At 67.1% G+C, this 16846-nt stretch carries 12 protein-coding genes and 2 tRNA genes; 3 read left to right on the top strand and 11 right to left on the bottom strand.

Features of this window, described 5'->3' with window-relative positions; genetic code table 11:
• Nucleotides 1-95: 95 nt before the first annotated feature.
• From hutU to hutI, 4 genes are read right to left on the bottom strand one after another with little or no spacing between them, the layout of a single operon-like run.
• Nucleotides 96-1763, bottom strand: coding sequence for a urocanate hydratase (gene hutU, locus ABIC78_RS03470; RefSeq protein ID WP_354487874.1), 1668 nt, complete (start codon nucleotides 1761-1763; stop codon nucleotides 96-98).
• A gap of 2 nt (nucleotides 1764-1765) precedes the next feature.
• The gene (gene hutG / locus ABIC78_RS03465) at nucleotides 1766-2560 is read right to left on the bottom strand and encodes an N-formylglutamate deformylase (protein ID WP_354487872.1); all 795 of its coding nucleotides are present in this window, start codon (nucleotides 2558-2560) and stop codon (nucleotides 1766-1768) included.
• Complete coding sequence (gene hutH, locus ABIC78_RS03460; RefSeq protein WP_354487870.1) at nucleotides 2560-4089, bottom strand: histidine ammonia-lyase; 1530 nt, start codon at nucleotides 4087-4089, stop codon at nucleotides 2560-2562. The genes hutG and hutH overlap by 1 nt, the downstream gene beginning before the upstream one ends.
• Complete coding sequence (gene hutI / locus ABIC78_RS03455) at nucleotides 4086-5300, bottom strand: imidazolonepropionase (RefSeq protein ID WP_354487868.1); 1215 nt, start codon at nucleotides 5298-5300, stop codon at nucleotides 4086-4088. The genes hutH and hutI overlap by 4 nt, the downstream gene beginning before the upstream one ends.
• A gap of 63 nt (nucleotides 5301-5363) precedes the next feature.
• Here hutI and ABIC78_RS03450 point away from each other — a divergent pair, with 63 nt between their 5' ends.
• Nucleotides 5364-6737 (top strand): formimidoylglutamate deiminase, encoded by a 1374-nt coding sequence (locus ABIC78_RS03450; RefSeq protein WP_354487866.1) that lies wholly within the window; start codon nucleotides 5364-5366, stop codon nucleotides 6735-6737.
• Between the two features lie 7 nt (nucleotides 6738-6744).
• Here the strand turns inward: ABIC78_RS03450 and ABIC78_RS03445 are convergent, their stop codons facing one another.
• From ABIC78_RS03445 to ABIC78_RS03430, 4 genes are all read right to left on the bottom strand, one after another.
• Nucleotides 6745-7146: a hypothetical protein gene (locus ABIC78_RS03445; RefSeq protein ID WP_354487864.1), complete on the bottom strand. Its 402-nt coding sequence runs from the start codon at nucleotides 7144-7146 to the stop codon at nucleotides 6745-6747.
• A gap of 84 nt (nucleotides 7147-7230) precedes the next feature.
• A tRNA-Asn gene (locus tag ABIC78_RS03440) sits at nucleotides 7231-7305 on the bottom strand.
• 54 nt (nucleotides 7306-7359) lie between these two features.
• Nucleotides 7360-7434, bottom strand: a tRNA-Asn gene (locus ABIC78_RS03435).
• Nucleotides 7435-7533: 99 nt separating this feature from the next.
• On the bottom strand, nucleotides 7534-8337 hold the full coding sequence (locus ABIC78_RS03430; RefSeq protein ID WP_043609077.1) for an NAD kinase: 804 nt from the start codon (nucleotides 8335-8337) through the stop codon (nucleotides 7534-7536).
• Nucleotides 8338-8582: 245 nt separating this feature from the next.
• Between ABIC78_RS03430 and ABIC78_RS03425 the strand changes: the two genes are divergently transcribed.
• Entirely contained in the window at nucleotides 8583-9863 is a 1281-nt protein-coding gene (locus tag ABIC78_RS03425) for an EAL domain-containing protein (RefSeq protein ID WP_354487862.1), read from the top strand.
• A 20-nt stretch (nucleotides 9864-9883) separates the two neighbouring features.
• Here the strand turns inward: ABIC78_RS03425 and ABIC78_RS03420 are convergent, their stop codons facing one another.
• The 3 genes from ABIC78_RS03420 to ABIC78_RS03410 all read right to left on the bottom strand — a co-directional run bounded on the left by ABIC78_RS03420 (nucleotide 9884) and on the right by ABIC78_RS03410 (nucleotide 14691).
• Nucleotides 9884-10468: an outer membrane protein gene (locus ABIC78_RS03420; RefSeq protein WP_354487860.1), complete on the bottom strand. Its 585-nt coding sequence runs from the start codon at nucleotides 10466-10468 to the stop codon at nucleotides 9884-9886.
• Nucleotides 10469-10718: 250 nt separating this feature from the next.
• A complete protein-coding gene (gene mfd, locus ABIC78_RS03415; RefSeq protein ID WP_354487858.1) occupies nucleotides 10719-14222 on the bottom strand; it encodes a transcription-repair coupling factor in 3504 nt (1167 codons plus the stop codon).
• 169 nt (nucleotides 14223-14391) lie between these two features.
• Nucleotides 14392-14691 carry an FAD assembly factor SdhE gene (locus tag ABIC78_RS03410; protein ID WP_062785435.1) on the bottom strand — a complete coding sequence of 100 codons (300 nt, stop codon included), beginning with the start codon at nucleotides 14689-14691 and terminating at the stop codon, nucleotides 14392-14394.
• Between the two features lie 64 nt (nucleotides 14692-14755).
• Between ABIC78_RS03410 and recG the strand changes: the two genes are divergently transcribed.
• On the top strand, nucleotides 14756-16813 hold the full coding sequence (gene recG / locus ABIC78_RS03405; protein WP_354487856.1) for an ATP-dependent DNA helicase RecG: 2058 nt from the start codon (nucleotides 14756-14758) through the stop codon (nucleotides 16811-16813).
• Nucleotides 16814-16846: the final 33 nt, after the last annotated feature.

The following is a 16846-nucleotide window of genomic DNA, read 5'->3' as shown; positions in this document are numbered from 1 at the left end:
TTTAGGATCATATCGGGGGGAATGGTCTGTCCCCGCCGGATCGGCCGTCACGCGGTCAGCGCGCCGGTTCCGGCGGGGATCGACCAGCGGCTGGATCAGCCCAGAATGCCGGGCAGGTCCAACCCCTTTTCGCGGGCGCAATCCTGGGCGATGGCATAGCCGGCATCAGCATGGCGCATCACGCCGGTGGCCGGGTCGTTCCACAGCACGCGTTCCAGGCGGCGCGCTGCCTCTGGCGTGCCGTCAGCCACGATCACCATGCCCGAATGCTGGGAATAGCCCATGCCCACGCCGCCGCCGTGGTGCAGCGACACCCAGGTGGCGCCGCTGGCGGTGTTGAGCAGGGCATTGAGCAGCGGCCAATCCGACACGGCATCCGATCCATCGAGCATGGCCTCGGTCTCGCGGTTGGGGCTGGCGACCGATCCGCTGTCGAGGTGATCGCGGCCGATCACCACCGGCGCCTTGAGTTCGCCCTTGGCGACCATCTCGTTGAACGCCAGGCCCAGGCGGTGGCGGTCCCCCAGGCCCACCCAGCAGATCCGCGCCGGCAGGCCCTGGAAGTGGATACGCTCGCGCGCCATGTCCAGCCAGTTGTGCAAATGGGCGTTGTCGGGCAGCAGCTCCTTCACCTTCTGGTCGGTCTTGTAGATGTCTTCCGGGTCACCCGACAGCGCCGCCCAGCGGAACGGGCCGATCCCCCGGCAGAACAGCGGGCGGATGTAGGCCGGCACAAACCCGGGGAAATCAAACGCGTTTTCAACGCCTTCGTCAAAAGCCACCTGGCGGATGTTGTTGCCATAGTCGGTGGTGGGCACGCCGCGCGCCTGAAATTCCAGCAAGGCGCGCACGTGCGTGGCCATACTGGCGCGTGCGGCCTTGGCAACGCTTTCCGGCTCGCGCTCGCGCTTGTCGATCCATTCCGCCACGGTCCATCCGGCGGGCAGATAGCCGTTGATGGGATCGTGCGCGCTGGTCTGGTCGGTCAATAGGTCGGGCAGGATGCCGGCGTCGAGCATCTGGGGCAGGATTTCGGCGGCATTGCCGATTAGGCCCACCGACACCGGCTTCTTGTCGGCGCAGGACTGGCGGATGATGGCCATCGCCTCGTCCAGGGTTTCGGCGGCGTGATCGAGGTATCCGGTGCGCAGGCGCATCTCGATCCGGCTACGCTGGCATTCGATCGCCAGGCACGATGCGCCGGCCATGACCGCGGCTAGCGGCTGCGCACCACCCATGCCGCCCAGGCCCGCCGTCAGCAGCCATTTGCCGGAAAGATCGCCACCATGGTGCTGGCGCCCCATTTCGACGAAGGTTTCGTACGTGCCCTGGACGATGCCCTGGGTGCCGATATAGATCCACGAGCCGGCGGTCATCTGGCCATACATGGCCAGGCCCTTGCGATCGAGCTCGTTGAAATGCTCCCAATTGGCCCATTCCGGCACCAGGTTGGAATTGGCGATCAGCACGCGCGGCGCATCGGCGTGGGTGCGGAACACGCCCACCGGCTTGCCCGATTGCACCAGCAGGGTCTGATCATCTTCCAGGCGGCGCAGGGTTTCGACGATCTTGTCATAGCTTTCCCAATCGCGCGCGGCGCGGCCGATCCCGCCATAGACGACCAGTTCCTCGGGCCGTTCGGCCACATCGGGATGCAGGTTGTTCATCAGCATGCGCAGCGGCGCTTCGGTCAGCCAGGATTTGGCGGTCAGGTCCGTGCCCGTGGCGGGGCGGATCACGCGGCTGTTGTCCAAACGGGTCATCGTCATTCTCCAGCAAAGGCAAGGCAGGCGCTGAGCACGCGCTTCAGGATGGGTTGCAGGTGGGCAAGGCGCCGTGGATCGGGGCGGGGCGGCCAGTTTTCCGCCGTGGGCTCCGCCGGTTCCGCCAAATAGCCGCGCATCGCCAGTTCCATCTGCACGGCGTGGATGCCGCGCGCGGGATCGCCATGGTGGCGCGTGGTCCAGCCGCCTTTGAAGCGGCCGTTGACCACGTGGCTTTCGCCGCTGGCGGCGCAGACGGTGGCAACGGCTGATTCCAGCTCTGGCGCGCAAGAGCGGCCATCGTTGGTGCCGATGTTGAACAGCGGCAGTTCCCCGGGAAACAGGCGGGGCACGCGGCTGCGGATCGAATGCGCATCATAGAGCACCACGCGCGGGTGAATGGAACGAAGCCGTTCCATTTCGGTCGCCAACGCGGCGTGATAGGGCGCGTGCCAGGTTTCGCGGCGGTGGGCGATTTCGCCCTCCGCCAGCGGGGCATGGATCAGCGGTTCGCCATCGAACGTGGTTTCCGGGCACAGGCCGGTGGTGGCCATGCCGGGATAGAGCGAGGCACCCGAAGGATCGCGGTTAGCATCGATCACGCTGCGCGAGATGCGCGTGGCAACCAGCGTGGCGTCGAGATCGCGGGCAAAGTCATAGACTTCGCCGATCCACCAATCGGTATCGCGCCGGGCCAGCCATTCCGAGCCGAAGGCGCACCCGGCCAGATTGGTGCCGCCGTGGGGAAAGGCCACGATAAGCGGTGCGGCGCCGCGCTGGATGGTGAGCCAGTCCATCAGCCCAGCACCGGCAGTTGCAGCGGGCACGCCGCCAGCACGGCACCGCGCTCGACCATGCCACGCGCGACGGCAATGTCGGGTGCAAAATGGCGGTCTTCGACCAGAGCAGGCACCACGCCGCGCAACATGGCGCGCACCGCTTCCAGCGCGTCGCTTGACCGCAACGGCGCGTGAAATTCGATGCCCTGCACGGCGGCGAGCAGTTCGAGGCCGAGGATCGCATCGAGGTTGCCCGCCATGTCGAGCAGGCGCCGCGCGCCGTGGGCGGCCATCGACACGTGGTCTTCCTGGTTGGCCGACGTGGGAATGGAATCGACGCTGCACGGCGCGGCGCGCTGTTTGTTTTCCGAAACCAGGGCTGCGGCCGTTACTTGCGGGATCATGAAGCCGGAATGCAGCCCCGGCAGCGGGGTGAGGAAGGCAGGCAGGCCCGACAGCGCGGGATCGACCAGCATGGCCAGGCGCCGCTCCGACAGCGAGCCGATTTCGGCCAGCGCCAGGGCGATCATGTCGGCGGCAAAGGCCACTGGCTCGGCATGGAAGTTACCGCCCGACAGCGCTTCATCGGCATCGGGGAAAATCAACGGATTGTCGGTGACGCCGTTGGCCTCGATTTCCAGCGTGCGCGCGGCCTGGCGCAGCACGTCGAGCGCGGCGCCCATCACTTGGGGCTGGCAGCGCAGGCAATAGGGATCCTGCACGCGCGGATCATCCACCGCGTGGCTGGCGCGGATGGCACTGCCGGCCATCAGCGCGCGCAAGGTGGCGGCGGTTTCGATCTGCCCGCCATGGCCGCGCAGGGCATGGATGCGATGGTCGAACGGAGTATCGGTGCCGCGCGCCGCCTCAGTCGACAGGGCGCCGGTGACCAGGCCGGTGGCGAGCAGGCGTTCGGCCGCAAATAGCCCGGCCAGCGCGTTGGCCGTGGAAAACTGCGTGCCGTTGAGCAGCGCCAGGCCTTCCTTGGGCCCCAGCGCGACCGGCGTCAGGCCATGATCGGCCAGCGCCTGGGCCGCGGGCACGGCAATGCCATCCACGAAAATCTCGCCAACGCCCAGCATCGTGGCGGTCATGTGCGAAAGCGGGGCAAGATCGCCGCTGGCACCCACCGAACCCTGGCACGGCACCACCGGCACCAGGCCGCGCGCCAGCATGTCTGCCAGCAAGCGCACGGTGGCCACCTGCACGCCCGAGGCGCCCTGCGCCAGGCTGGCGAGCTTGAGCGCCATCATCAGCCGCACCACAGGCACGGGGGAGGGCGCACCGGTGCCGGCGGCATGGCTGAGCACGATATTGCGTTGCAGGGCGGCCAGGTCTTCATCGGCGATGCGCACGCTGGCAAGTTTGCCAAAGCCGGTGTTGATGCCATAGACGGCATCGCCCTTGGCCAGGATGCGCGCGACGGCCGCCGCGCTGGCCGCGATCGCGCCCCAGGCATCATCATGCAGCACAACATCGGCGCCACCGTGGATCGCGCGCCAATCGGCCAACGTGGCCGCGCCAGGGGTGAGGACGATTTGTGTCATTTTCCACTCCAGATGCGGGCATGGAGCGGCGCTGCGCCCATCCCGTGAACAAGATCAGCCGGGCGCGCGATATTCCAGATTGCGAGGTCTGCGCGCTGGCCAGGCACAAGCTGGCCCAGCGTGCCGGCCAGGCCCAGCGCGCGGGCGGCATGGACCGTGGCACCGGCCAGGCATTCGTCCACCGTCAGGCCGAACAGCGTGGCGCCCATGTTCATCGCCAGCAGCAGCGCGGTGAGCGGCGAAGTGCCTGGGTTGCAATCCGTGGCGATGGCCATGGGCACGCTGGCGGCGCGCAGCGCGGCGATCGGCGGCTTGATGGTTTCGCGCATGAAATAGAACGCGCCGGGCAGCAGCACCGCCACGGTGCCAGCTCGCGCCATCGCGGCGATGCCATCGGCGTCAAGGTGTTCGAGATGATCGGCGCAGAGCGCGCCGTGGCTGGCGGCCAGTGCCGCGCCGCCCAGGTTGGAAAGCTGTTCGGCATGCAGCCGCACCGGCAGGCCGAGCGCGCGGGCCGCGCGGAACAGGCGATCGACCTGTGCCGGCGAAAAGGCAATGCCTTCGCAAAAGGCATCGACCGCATCGACCAGCCCCTCTGCCGCCAGGGTGGGCAGCCAATCGTCGGCCAGTCGCGCGATATAGCCATCGGCATTTCCGGCCCATTCGGGCGGCAACGCGTGGGCACCTAGGAACGTGGTGACGATGCGCACCGGCCGCACCTGGCCCAGTTGCCGCGCGGCCAGCAGCATCGCGCGTTCGGCTTCGAGCGTCAGGCCATAGCCCGATTTGATTTCGACGCTGGTAACCCCATGCGCCAAAAGGGCGTCGAGGCGCGGCAGCGCGGCCCGAACCAGATCATCGACACTGGCCCCGCGCGTGGCGCGCACCGTGGCCATGATCCCGCCGCCAGCGCGGGCGATATCCTGATAGGTGGCACCGGCCAGCCGGGCTTCCCATTCGTCGGAACGGTTGCCGGCAAAGACCAGGTGGGTGTGCGCATCGATCAGGCCTGGGGTGATCCAGCGTCCCTGGCAATCGACCGTTGCGTCTGCCTCTAGCGCCGGCGCCGCAGCGGCCGGCCCGGCATAGACGATAACCCCGTCGCGCGCGGCGATCATGCCGTTTTCGATGCGGCCCAGCGCGTCTGCGTCGGGGCCTTTCCCCGCCATCGTGACAAGGTGCGCATTGGTCCAGATCGTGTCGCAGCGCATGCTGGGTTGGTCCTTGCCGGGGGTGCGATAATGTATATACATAATCACGCAAGGAGCGTGACGATGCAAGCGGATTCTCAAACCCTGTTCTTCGATGCGGCCTGGCTGGGCACAGGGTGGGCGCGCGATGTGCGGGTGACCTTGGCTGACGGGCAGATCGCAGCAATCGCGGCCGATCAGGCCCCGCGCGCCGGAGAGACGCGGCACGGCTGGGCCATGCCGGGCCTGCCCAATCTGCACAGCCACGCCTTTCAGCGCGCCATGGCTGGCCTGGCTGAACGCGCCGGGCCGGGCGCAGACAGTTTCTGGACCTGGCGCGAGGCGATGTATCGCTTTGTCGGGCAGGTCACGCCCGAAGACCTGCTGGCCATTGCCGCGCAGGCGCAGGTGGAAATGCTGGAAACCGGCTTTACCCGCGTGGGCGAATTTCATTACCTACACCACGATGCGGGCGGCCGGCCTTTTGCCGATCCGGCGCAGATGAGCGCCGCTGTGGTTGCTGCCGCGCAGGAAACCGGCATCGGCCTGACGCTGCTGCCCGTGCTCTACAGCCATTCCGGGTTCGGCGGGCAGCCGCCCAGCGCCGGGCAGGCGCGGTTCATCACCGATCTTGATGGCTTTGCCCGCCTGGTTGAGGCGGCGCGCGGCCATGCTGCGGCTTTGCCCGATGCGGTGGTGGGCGTGGCGCCGCACAGCCTGCGCGCGGTCACGCTGGACCAGTTGGCGCAGGTGAGCGCGCTGGCCGAGGGTGGGCCGATCCACATCCACATTGCCGAGCAAGTAAAGGAAGTGGACGATTGCCTGGCCTGGAGCGGGCAGCGCCCGGTGGAACTGCTGCTCGACCGTACGCGTGTGGATGCGCAATGGTGCCTGGTCCATGCCACGCACATGACGCCAGCCGAAACGCTGGCCCTGGCGCGCAGCGGCGCGGTGGCGGGGCTATGCCCGATTACCGAGGCGAACCTGGGTGATGGGCTATTTCCCGCTGGCGCCTTTCTGGCCGCTGGTGGACGGATCGGTGTGGGCAGCGATTCCAACGTGCGGATCGATGCGGCCGAAGAACTGCGCCTGCTGGAATATGGCCAGCGCCTGGACCAGCGCGGCCGGGCCGTGCTGGTGCAAGGGCCGGGCGCCTCGACCGGGGAAACGCTGCTGCGCGCCTGCCTTGCCGGCGGGGCGCAAGCGCTGGGACAGACACATGCGGGCCTGGCGGTGGGCTCGCCTGCCGATTTCGTTACGCTTGATTCCGCCCATCCCGCTCTGGCGGGCCACAGGCCGGAAAGTGCAATTGACGCCTGGATCTTTGCCGGCGGCAGCCGCCTGGTCGATGGCGTGTGGCGCAGGGGTCGGCAGGTGGTGCAGGGCGGACGCCACATTGCCCGGGCCGCGATTGCAGCGCGCTATCGCGCCACGATGACCGCGCTGCTGCGCGGGTAAAGCCCGGTCAGCGGCCTGCGCGCGGGGTGACGCGCGCCAGGCGGGTGACCGGGCGCGCGATGTTGTCGTGGCTATCCAGTAACAGCACGTCGCGCTTGCCGGTGCGGCGCACCAGCCGTGTTTGCTGCGCAGCCGGGCCCTGCCAATCGAGCACATAGAGCGTCGCATCAGGATCGCTTTTCCAGCCGCGTTCGGTGTTGAGATCGCCCTCGCGCACATGGCCGTGCAGGCGCAGCCGATAGCGCGTGCCATGATCTTCAAAGCGGATCGGCCGGCCATCGGGGCCGAGGCCGGCGAACACCGCATAGGCCGGCTGCGCAGGGCTGCTTGGATGGGCCGGCGCGGCGTGCGCGGCGAGGGGCGTTGCGACAAGCACGGCAAACGCGATGGCGGCGGGGCGAAGGAACATGGCGGCGATAGTGTCCGGCAATGGAAATGACCGCCGCAGCATGATGCGATCCTGGGCCGGCCGCAATATCCAGTGCTGGAAGGGTGGCTCCCTGAGTAGGATTCGAACCTACGGCCGCTCGATTAACAGTCGAGAGCTCTACCGCTGAGCTATCAGGGAACAGGCCCGGCGTGGCCGGGACAAGGCGGTGTTCTGCCATATGGCAGAAGAAGATGGCTCCCTGAGTAGGATTCGAACCTACGGCCGCTCGATTAACAGTCGAGAGCTCTACCGCTGAGCTATCAGGGAGCAGTCCCGGTTGCCCAGGACAGGTGCGCGCTAATAGCACTCATTTCGTGCATGGCAACCCGCCGCCGGGCAAATTTTTCCACAGCGCGCGCTGTGCGATCAACTCATGAACTGTTCGGCAAAGATGCGTTCGTCCAGGCTGCGGCCGCGATCGAACAGCAGGGTGAGCTGATGCTCGCGCCAGGCGCTTACGCGCACTTCGCTGATATCGCGCACCTCTTTCTGGTCGGCCACGACAAGCACCGGCCGCTTGACCGATTCGAGCACGCGAAACACGATTTCGGCGGTATCGGGCAGGATGGCCCCGCGCCAGCGACGGGGGCGGAACGGGCTGATCGGGGTGAGCGCCAGGATATTGGCGCCCAGCGGCAGGATCGGGCCATTGGCGGACAGGTTATAGGCGGTGGAGCCGGCCGGCGTTGCCACCAGCACGCCATCGCACGACAGTTCGGGAATGCGGGTCTTGCCGTTGACCACCACTTCCAGCTTGGCGGTCTGGCGGGTTTCGCGCAGCAGCGACACTTCGTTGATGGCATAGCAGCTTTGCGTTTCGCCGCTGGCGGTGGTCGCGTCCATGCGCAGTGGGCTGATCGCCACGGGACGGGCGCGGGCGATGCGCTCTTCCAGCGTGCGGCTGCTCTTGTGCTTGTTCATCAGAAAGCCAACGGTGCCCAGGTTCAGGCCATAGGCGGGCAGCACGCGATCGAAATCGAGCATGTAGTGCAGCACCTGCAGCATGTAGCCATCGCCGCCCAGCACGACGACCGCCTCTGCCTCGGCGAACGGCACCCAATCGCGGCTTTTCTTGAGCACGGCTGCTTCTGCCTGCGCCCGATCGGTGGGAGACGCCAGCAGCGCGAGCTTTTCATATGTGGCACTGTTTGCCGAACCGATCGCAGCCATTGTCACCCATTCCCGGCCGCAGGAATCGCGGCGCATGTCGCTTTCGCCGCAGTGGCGCGGCAAAGCTGGGGGCGTGATATGGGGCGCCCCATAATGGCGCAACGCGAAAATGTCCCAGGTGTGCCCGGGGGCAGACAGCCGGCGCGTGGCTCTGCTAGGGCGAGGGGAAGATGACCATGCCTGCCAGCCCTGATTTGCCGCCTGTTCTCCCTGCCATCGCCCCTCCCCCTGGGCAGGACGGCTTGATGCAAGACGGCTTAACCGGGCTGGCCACGGCCGCGCAGGCGCGCAACTGGCTTGATCGGGCGGGCGCGCAGGGATCGGTGCAGGCCATGCTGATCGGCCTCAACCGGTTCCAGGCGGTGAACCTGGCCTTCGGCCATGGCGGCGGCGATCGCGTGCTGGCCGAAGTGGCGCGGCGCATTGCCCATTTCGCCGCCGAGGAACTGGCGCCGGGCGAGGGCGGCGATGAGCCGCCGCTGGTGGCGCGGGTTTCGGGTGGAGAGTTTCTTGTCGCTTCGGCCAGCCGCCTCAGCCGCGAACGCTGGCAGGTTCTCGCCCAGGGGTTGGGCCGCAGCATTGCCCGGCCGCTGGCGCTGGGCGGCGATGCTGTGCGGCTGCTGCCGCGCATCGCGTTGCTGCGCGGCCAGGCATTGGAGGGCGGCAGCGCGCTGCTCGATCGGCTGGACCAGGCCCTGGCGCAACTCATGGTGGGCGGGGCGCGGCGCCTGGCCTGGGCCGATGGCCGCCACCGCGCGCGCGGGCGCAGTGTCGCCCGGCTTGAGGCAGACCTGATCGGCGCGCTGCACCGGCAAGAGATCGCCGTGCTCTATCAGCCGCAGTTTCGCGTGGGCGATGGCATGCTGGCCGGGGCCGAGGCGCTGGCGCGGTGGGAGCATCCTGGCCTCGGGCGGATCGGCGCGGAAACGCTGTTTGCCGTGGCCGAGCGGGCCGACCAGATGGCGCCGCTATCGCATGCGATTGCCAGTACGGCGCTGGCCGGGGCCCATGCCTGGCCCGCGCCGCTGCGCCTGTCGCTGAACGTGACGGCCGAGGATTTTGCCTTGCCCGATTTCGCGCCGGCTCTTTTGGCGCGCGCCGATGCGGCCGGCTTTGCCCCCGATCGGTTGACGATCGAGATTACCGAACAGACCCTGATTGCCGATTTCGATGCGTGTGCGGCGGCGCTGCGCACGCTGGCGGCACGCGGCGTGGCGGTGGCGCTCGATGATTTCGGCACCGGCTTTTCCAACTTCCGCACGCTCAAGGCGCTGCCGCTCGATACGCTCAAGCTCGATCGCTCGTTGGTGCGCGATGTGGCGCACGATGACCGCGATCGCGCGATCCTGGCCGCGATGGTGGCCATGGCTCGGGCGCTGTCACTCAGCGTCGTGGCCGAAGGAGTGGAAAACGATGCGCAGCTGGCCGTGCTGGCGCAGGAGGGTGTGGATCTGTTCCAGGGCTTCCTGCGGGCCGGGCCACTGGATGGCGCGGCGATGGCGCGCCTGGCGTCCGGGGCGCCGTAACAGCGCCCCGGCACAACCGATCAGAAGCGCGTGACGAGCGCGGCAACGACCTGATGACGACGCACCGAAATGCCGGTGTTCTGGCCTTCGATGTAGGTGTGGCCATAGTCGGAATAGCGATATTCAACGCGGGCCACGATCGGCTGGCTCACGGCCACTTCCACGCCGCCGCCCAGACGGAAACCGCCGTTGTTGAAGCCATAGCCGGTGTTGCCATAGTCAAGGTGCAGGCGGGCGTTGGTGTAGCCGCCCTTGGCATAGACCGAAACCTGCGGGTTGACGGCATAGGCCGCGCGCACGCCGGCATAGAGGTCACGGCCGGCCTTCAGCGCCACGGTGCCATCGCTTTCCTTGACGGTCGAACCATCGGCTTCCAGTTCAACGCCCACGCTGCCCTGGCCCATGGCATAGTCATAGCCGGCGACGACGCCGTAGACGAAGCCGTCCTTGCTGCCCTTGTCGCCCTGAACGGCCAGGGTCACGTGATCGTAACCACCAACAACGCCAACGGTGAAGCCGCTGTGATTGGCAACTTCCTGGGCCATCGCGGGAGCGGCGCAAGCAAAAGCAGCCGTGGCGGCGCCAAGGGCAAAGATGTTCTTCATTGTGGTATCGTCCTGCAATGTGATTTTTTGGTGCTGACAACATCACCGGGATGTGATCGCCCCGTGCCGATAGTTTTTGTCTGGCAGGATGGTCAACGCATGGTCATGATATGCAGGGATTTGTAACACTATGTGTGGCATAAAAGCCGCATGAACACGATTGCTGCCGGGTTTGCCGGCTCGGTGGTTGGAAAATCTGCATTTTTGCCCGCCGCTGCGGTCTTGGCAGCGGACGCGGTCATCAACGCGGTCAGGCGGCTTTCTTGGCCGCCCGCCGCGCGATGGTGGAAAGCCCCTTGGTCAGTTGCACCAGGCCGTTCAACCGCCCTTGCGCATCGCCCCAGGCGCGCTGGATCACCAGCTTGTTGTCAGGGCGCAGCTTGGCCGTGCCCTTGAGCCGCTCGACATAGGCGATCAGCCCCATGGGATCGGGGAAATCGTCGTTGTGGAACGAGACGAGCACGCCCTTTGGCCCCACGTCGATCTTGGCAATGCGCGCCTCGATCGCCTGGCGCTTGACCTCGATCAGCTGCAGCAGGTTCTGCGTGGGCTGCGGCAGTGGGCCGAAACGGTCGATCATTTCGGCCGCCAGCGCTTCCACCGCATCGGCGCCTTCGGCGTCGTTCATGCGGCGATAGAGCGCCATGCGCACGGCCAGGTCGGGCACGTATTCTTCCGGGATCATGATCGGCGCATCCAGCGTGATCTGCGGGCTGAGCGCGTCGCGTTCGCGCGCCATGCCGATATCGCCAGCCTTGGCCGCCAGGATCGCATCTTCCAGCATCGACTGGTAAAGCTCGAAGCCCACTTCCTTGATATGGCCGGATTGTTCGTCACCTAGCAGGTTGCCGGCGCCACGCAGATCGAGATCGTGGCTGGCCAGCTGGAACCCGGCGCCCAATGAATCCAGATCGCCCAGCACTTTCAGGCGCTTTTCCGCCACTTCCGACAGGGCCTGGTCTTCGGGATAGGTGAGATAGGCATAGGCGCGCAGCTTGCCCCGGCCGACGCGGCCGCGCAGCTGATAGAGCTGCGCCAGGCCAAAGCGATCGGCGCGGTGCAACACGATGGTATTGGCGCTGGGGATGTCGATGCCGCTTTCGATGATCGTGGTCGAGAGCAGCACTTCGTACTTCTTTTCGTAGAAGGCGCTCATGCGGTCTTCCACCTCGGTCGGGCTCATCTGCCCGTGCGCGGTGACAAAGCGGATTTCCGGCACGTTGAGGCGCAGCCAGTCTTCCACTTCGGCCATGTCGGCAATGCGCGGCACGACGATGAAGCTCTGCCCGCCGCGCTGGTGTTCGCGCATCAACGCCTCGCGCATGGTCACATCGTCCCATGGCATCACATAAGTGCGCACCGCCAGGCGATCGACCGGCGGGGTCTGGATAGTGGACAATTCGCGCAGGCCCGACATCGCCATCTGCAGGGTGCGCGGGATCGGCGTGGCGGTGAGCGTGAGGACGTGGACGTCGGTCTTGAGCTCCTTGAGCTTTTCCTTGTGCGTCACGCCAAAGCGCTGTTCCTCGTCGACGATGACCAGGCCCAGGCGCTTGAATTCCACCGACTTGGACAAAAGCGCGTGGGTGCCCACGACGATATCGACCGTGCCAGCGGTGAGGCCGGCGCGGGTTTCGGCGGCTTCCTTAGCCGGCACCAGGCGCGAGAGGCGCCCGATCTGGATGGGAAAGCCGGAAAAGCGCTCGACGAAATTGGCATAGTGCTGGCGCGCCAGCAGGGTCGTTGGCGCGATTACCGCCACCTGGTGCCCGGCCATGGCGGCCACGAACGCGGCACGCAGTGCCACCTCGGTCTTGCCAAAGCCCACGTCGCCGCAGACCAGACGGTCCATCGGCTTGCCTTCGGCCATGTCGCCCAGCACGTCGTCGATGGCGCGGTCCTGGTCCTCGGTCTCTTCCCATGGGAAGCGATCAACGAATGGGCCATAGCTGGCGGGATCGACCGCCAGGACATCGGCCTGGCGCAGCGCGCGCAGCGCGGCCGTTGCCATAAGCTGCCCGGCCATTTCCAGGATGCGCTCGCGCATGCGCGCCTTGCGCCGTTGCCAGCCTTCGCCGCCCAGCTTGTCGAGCGCGACGTTCTCGCTTTCGGCGCCATAGCGCGAGAGCACGTCGAGGTTTTCGACCGGGATATAGAGCTTGTCACCGCCGGCATAAGTCAGCTGCACGCAATCGTGCGGGCTCTTGCCCACGGTGATCGCTTCCAGCCCTTCATAGCGGCCGATGCCATGGTCCATGTGGACGACAAGGTCACCCGGAATCAGCGCGGAAAGCTCGGCCAGGAAGGCATCGGCGTCCTTGCGCTTCTTCTTGCGGCGCACCAGGCGGTCGCCCAGGATGTCCTGCTCGGTCAGCAGTTCCAGGGTATCGTTGGCAAAGCCCTGTTCCAGCGGCAGGACCACGGCCACCGGGCGGCCGCTGGCAGCCAGGCCCAGCGCTTCCTGCCAGGTGTCGGCCAGGGCCGGGGCCTGCTTACCCGCTTCGGCCAGCAGGGAGGCCAGCCGCGCGCGCGATCCGGTGGTATAGGCCGCGACGATCGGCTTGCGTCCGCGCGTGCCCAGTGCGGCGAGATGCTTGGCCGCCGCTTCATAGATATTGACGCCCTGGGCGCGATCGGGGGTGAAATCGCGCGCGCTGGCAAAGCCGAAGTCGATGACGCTGGCGCTTTCCGGCTCGGCAAAGATGGTGGCGCGGTGCACTGGCCAGCCGGCCAGCGCGCGATCGAGTTCCTCGCGCGTCAGATAGAGCGCGTCGGGCTTCAACGGGCGATAGGTGCCCGATTGACGCGCCGCTGCCTCTGTCCGGGCGGCATAGTAATCGGCAATGTCGTCCAGCCGGCTTTCGGCGGCCTTGGCCGCGCCAGCATCGAGCACGACGAGATCGCCTTCGCCAAGGTGATCGAACAGCGTGACCATGCGCTCTTCGAACAGCGGCAGCCAATGCTCCATGCCGGCCAGGCGCCGCCCTTCGCTGACGGCCTGGTACAGCGCATCGCTGGTGGCATTGGCGCCAAAGATTTCGCGATAGCGGCTGCGGAACCGCTTGATCGAGGTTTCATCGAGCAGCGCCTCGCTGGCGGGCAGCAGCAGATGGGTTTCCACCGGCTGCACCGAACGCTGCGTGCTGGGGTCGAACAGGCGCAACGTTTCCAGCTCGTCGCCGAAGAAGTCGAGGCGCAGCCCGTGATCGAGCCCGGTGGGATAGATATCGAAGATCGAGCCGCGCACGGCGTATTCGCCGGCATCGACCACGGTGTCGGTGCGCGAATAGCCCTGGCGTTGCAGCAGGGCGATCAGGCTTTCGCGGCCGATTTCCACGCCCGGCGTGAGCAGGCGGGTGGATTCGCGGATGCGGAACGGGGAAAGCGTGCGCTGGAGCACCGCGTTGATCGTGGTGACCAGCAGTTGCGGCCGGCTGTCGCGCTTGTGCTGCAGCTTTTGCAGCGCCGCCAGCCGCCGCGCGCTGATCGACAGGGCGGGAGATGCGCGATCGAACGGCAGGCAATCCCAGGCCGGGAAATCGATCACATCGAGTTCGGGGGCAAAGAACGCGGCGCTTTCCACCACCGCGCGTAGGGCGGCATCGTCAGGCGTGATGAACACGCAGCGGCCCTGCGCTTTCGCGGCTGCCGCGGCGCGGGCGAGGTCGGCCATGACCAGCGGCTGGGCACCGCGCGCCACGCTGGCAAGCGTCAGCGGGCTGCGGGCGGAAAGAATGCGGGTCAGGTCTGGCATGGGCGGTTCTTTAAAGCGTGCGTTGCGTGCGCGCCCTTCGACAAGCTCAGGGCGAACGGAGGTTGGTATGCGGGGCGGGGACAAGCTCAGCCCGAACGGACAAAACACGAAGCATTGCAATAACGTTCCGTTCGCCCTGAGCTTGTCGAAGGGCGGGAAACGCAACCCCTCAGCGCGGAATCTCCACGTAGTCCAGCTGGCGCATGCGGTCCATCAACGGCCCGGCATATTCCTCCGGCACCGACAGCGTGCCCAGCGCCCAGCCCAGGATATCGACGTCTTCCTCGTCCATCAGGGTTTCGAACCACACGGCCTCGGCTTCGCCCCACTGGCTGTGGAAACGGTCGAAGAAGCAGCCGATCATGTAATCGGCCTCGCGCGTGCCGCGGTGCCAGGCACGGAATTTCATGCGGCGCAGGCGCGCGTCGTCCAGCTGCGGGGAGTCGGGAGTCGCGGTCGTTTCGGTCATGACGGCTGCGGGTAAGCCAGCTTGCCCCATGGCGCAACGGCCCGATGGTGATTATGGAGCCGCCATGCGCCCTGATCTGCTCAATCCCCTGTTTGCCGAGGCCACCAGCCTGAAGGGCGTGGGTGCCGGCCTTGCCCGCCCGCTCGACAAGCTGGGGCTGACGCGGGTGCGCGATTTCCTTTACCATCTGCCCGATCGTTTCGTGCAGCGGCGCGCCGTGGCCACGCTCGACGAGGCCGCACTGGGCGAGCAGATCATCGTGGCGCTGACCGTGCGCGAGCATCGCCAGCCAGCCGGGCGCGGGCCGTTTCGGGTGATCGCCGAAGACAGCGTGGGCAACTATGTGTCGATCACCTATTTCGGGCGCGCGGCCTATACCGCGAAAAAGGCGCTGCCGGTGGGCGAGAAGCGCTGGGTGGCCGGGCGGCTCGACCAATATGGCCAGACCTGGCAGATCGTTCACCCCGACCATGTCAGCGAAGACAGCGCCGGCTTGCAGGGCCACCTGACCGAAGCGGTCTATCCTCTATCGGAAGGGTTGACGCAGGGGCGCATTGCCAGCCTGGTGCACCAGGCGCTGGGCCAGGCGCCGCGCCTGCCCGAATGGATCGAGCCGGGCTTGCTGGCGCGCGAGGAGTGGCCGGCCTGGCACGAAGCACTGGCCCGCACCCACCAGGCGCCCGACAAGCGCGCCAAGGACCGGCTGGCCTATGACGAGCTGTTTGCCAATGCCCTGGCGCTGATGCTGGTGCGCGCGGCCAACCGCAGCCGGGCGGGCCAGCCGCTGCACGGCGATGGCCACTTGCGCGCCAAGCTCAACCTGCCGTTTACGCTGACCGGCGCGCAAAGCCGGGCCATTGCCGAAATCGAAAGCGACATGGCCCAGGGCAGCCCGATGCTGCGCCTGCTGCAGGGCGATGTCGGCTCGGGCAAGACGGCCGTGGCGCTGCACGCCATGCTGGTGGCGGTGGAAGCCGGCGGGCAGGCGGCCTTGCTGGCGCCGACCGAAATCCTGGCGCGCCAGCATGCCGATACGCTGGCCAAGATGGCGCGCGGGACGGGCGTGAACATCGCGCTGCTCACCGGGCGCGACAAGGGCCGCGCGCGCGAAGCGCTGCTGATGAACCTGCTCGATGGCGGGATCGACATTCTGGTGGGCACCCACGCGATCTTTCAGGACAGCGTCGCCTATCGCAACCTGGCGCTGGTGGTGATCGACGAGCAGCACCGCTTTGGCGTGGGGCAGCGCCTGATGCTCACGCAAAAGGCACGGCGCACGCCGCACTGCCTGGCGATGACCGCCACCCCGATCCCGCGCACGCTGACCCTGGCGCAATACGGCGAGATGGAAGTGTCGCGGCTGGATGAAATGCCGCCCGGCCGCCAGGCGATCGACACGCGCGTGGTGGCGCAGGAACGCCTGGCCGATGTGATCGACGGGATCGGCCGCCACATTGCCGCCGGGCACCAGGCCTATTGGGTGTGCCCCATGGTGCGCGAGGCAGAGAACGAGGATCTCGCCGCCGCCGAGGCGCGCCACGCCATGCTGGCCGAGCGTTTTGGCGAGCGCGTGGTCATGGTTCATGGCCAGATGCGGCCCGAGGCCAAGGACGCGGCGATGGAGCGGTTTGCCAGCGGAGAGGCGAGCCTCTTGGTCGCAACGACCGTGATCGAGGTGGGCGTCGACGTGCCCAATGCCACGCTGATGGTGATCGAACAGGCTGAACGCTTTGGCCTGGCACAGCTGCACCAGCTGCGTGGGCGTGTGGGGCGCGGCAGCCAGAAATCCACCTGCCTGCTGCTGCGTGGCGACATGGTGAGCAAGGTGGGCCGCGAGCGGTTGGCGCTGATGCGTGAAACCCAGGATGGGTTCCTGCTGGCCGAGGAAGACTTGCGCCTGCGCGGTGGCGGTGAACTGCTCGGCACGCGGCAATCGGGCGACACGCCGTTTCGCGTCGCTGATTTCGAGCAGATCGCCAACCTGCTGCCGATCGCGCACGACGATGCGCGCCTGCTGATGGAGCGCGATGGCGGGCTGTCTTCCCCGCGCGGAGAAGCAGCGCGGGTGCTGCTCTATCTGTTCGAGCGCGATTGGGGCGTGCAGCTGCTGCGCGGCGGCTGAACCGCGGCGGATCGCGGCTTTCGCTAAGATTCC

Source organism: Novosphingobium sp. 1529 (genome assembly GCF_040544855.1).
GTDB classification, from domain to species: Bacteria; Pseudomonadota; Alphaproteobacteria; order Sphingomonadales; family Sphingomonadaceae; genus Novosphingobium; species Novosphingobium capsulatum.
This window is presented reverse-complemented; position numbering and strand designations above follow the sequence as displayed.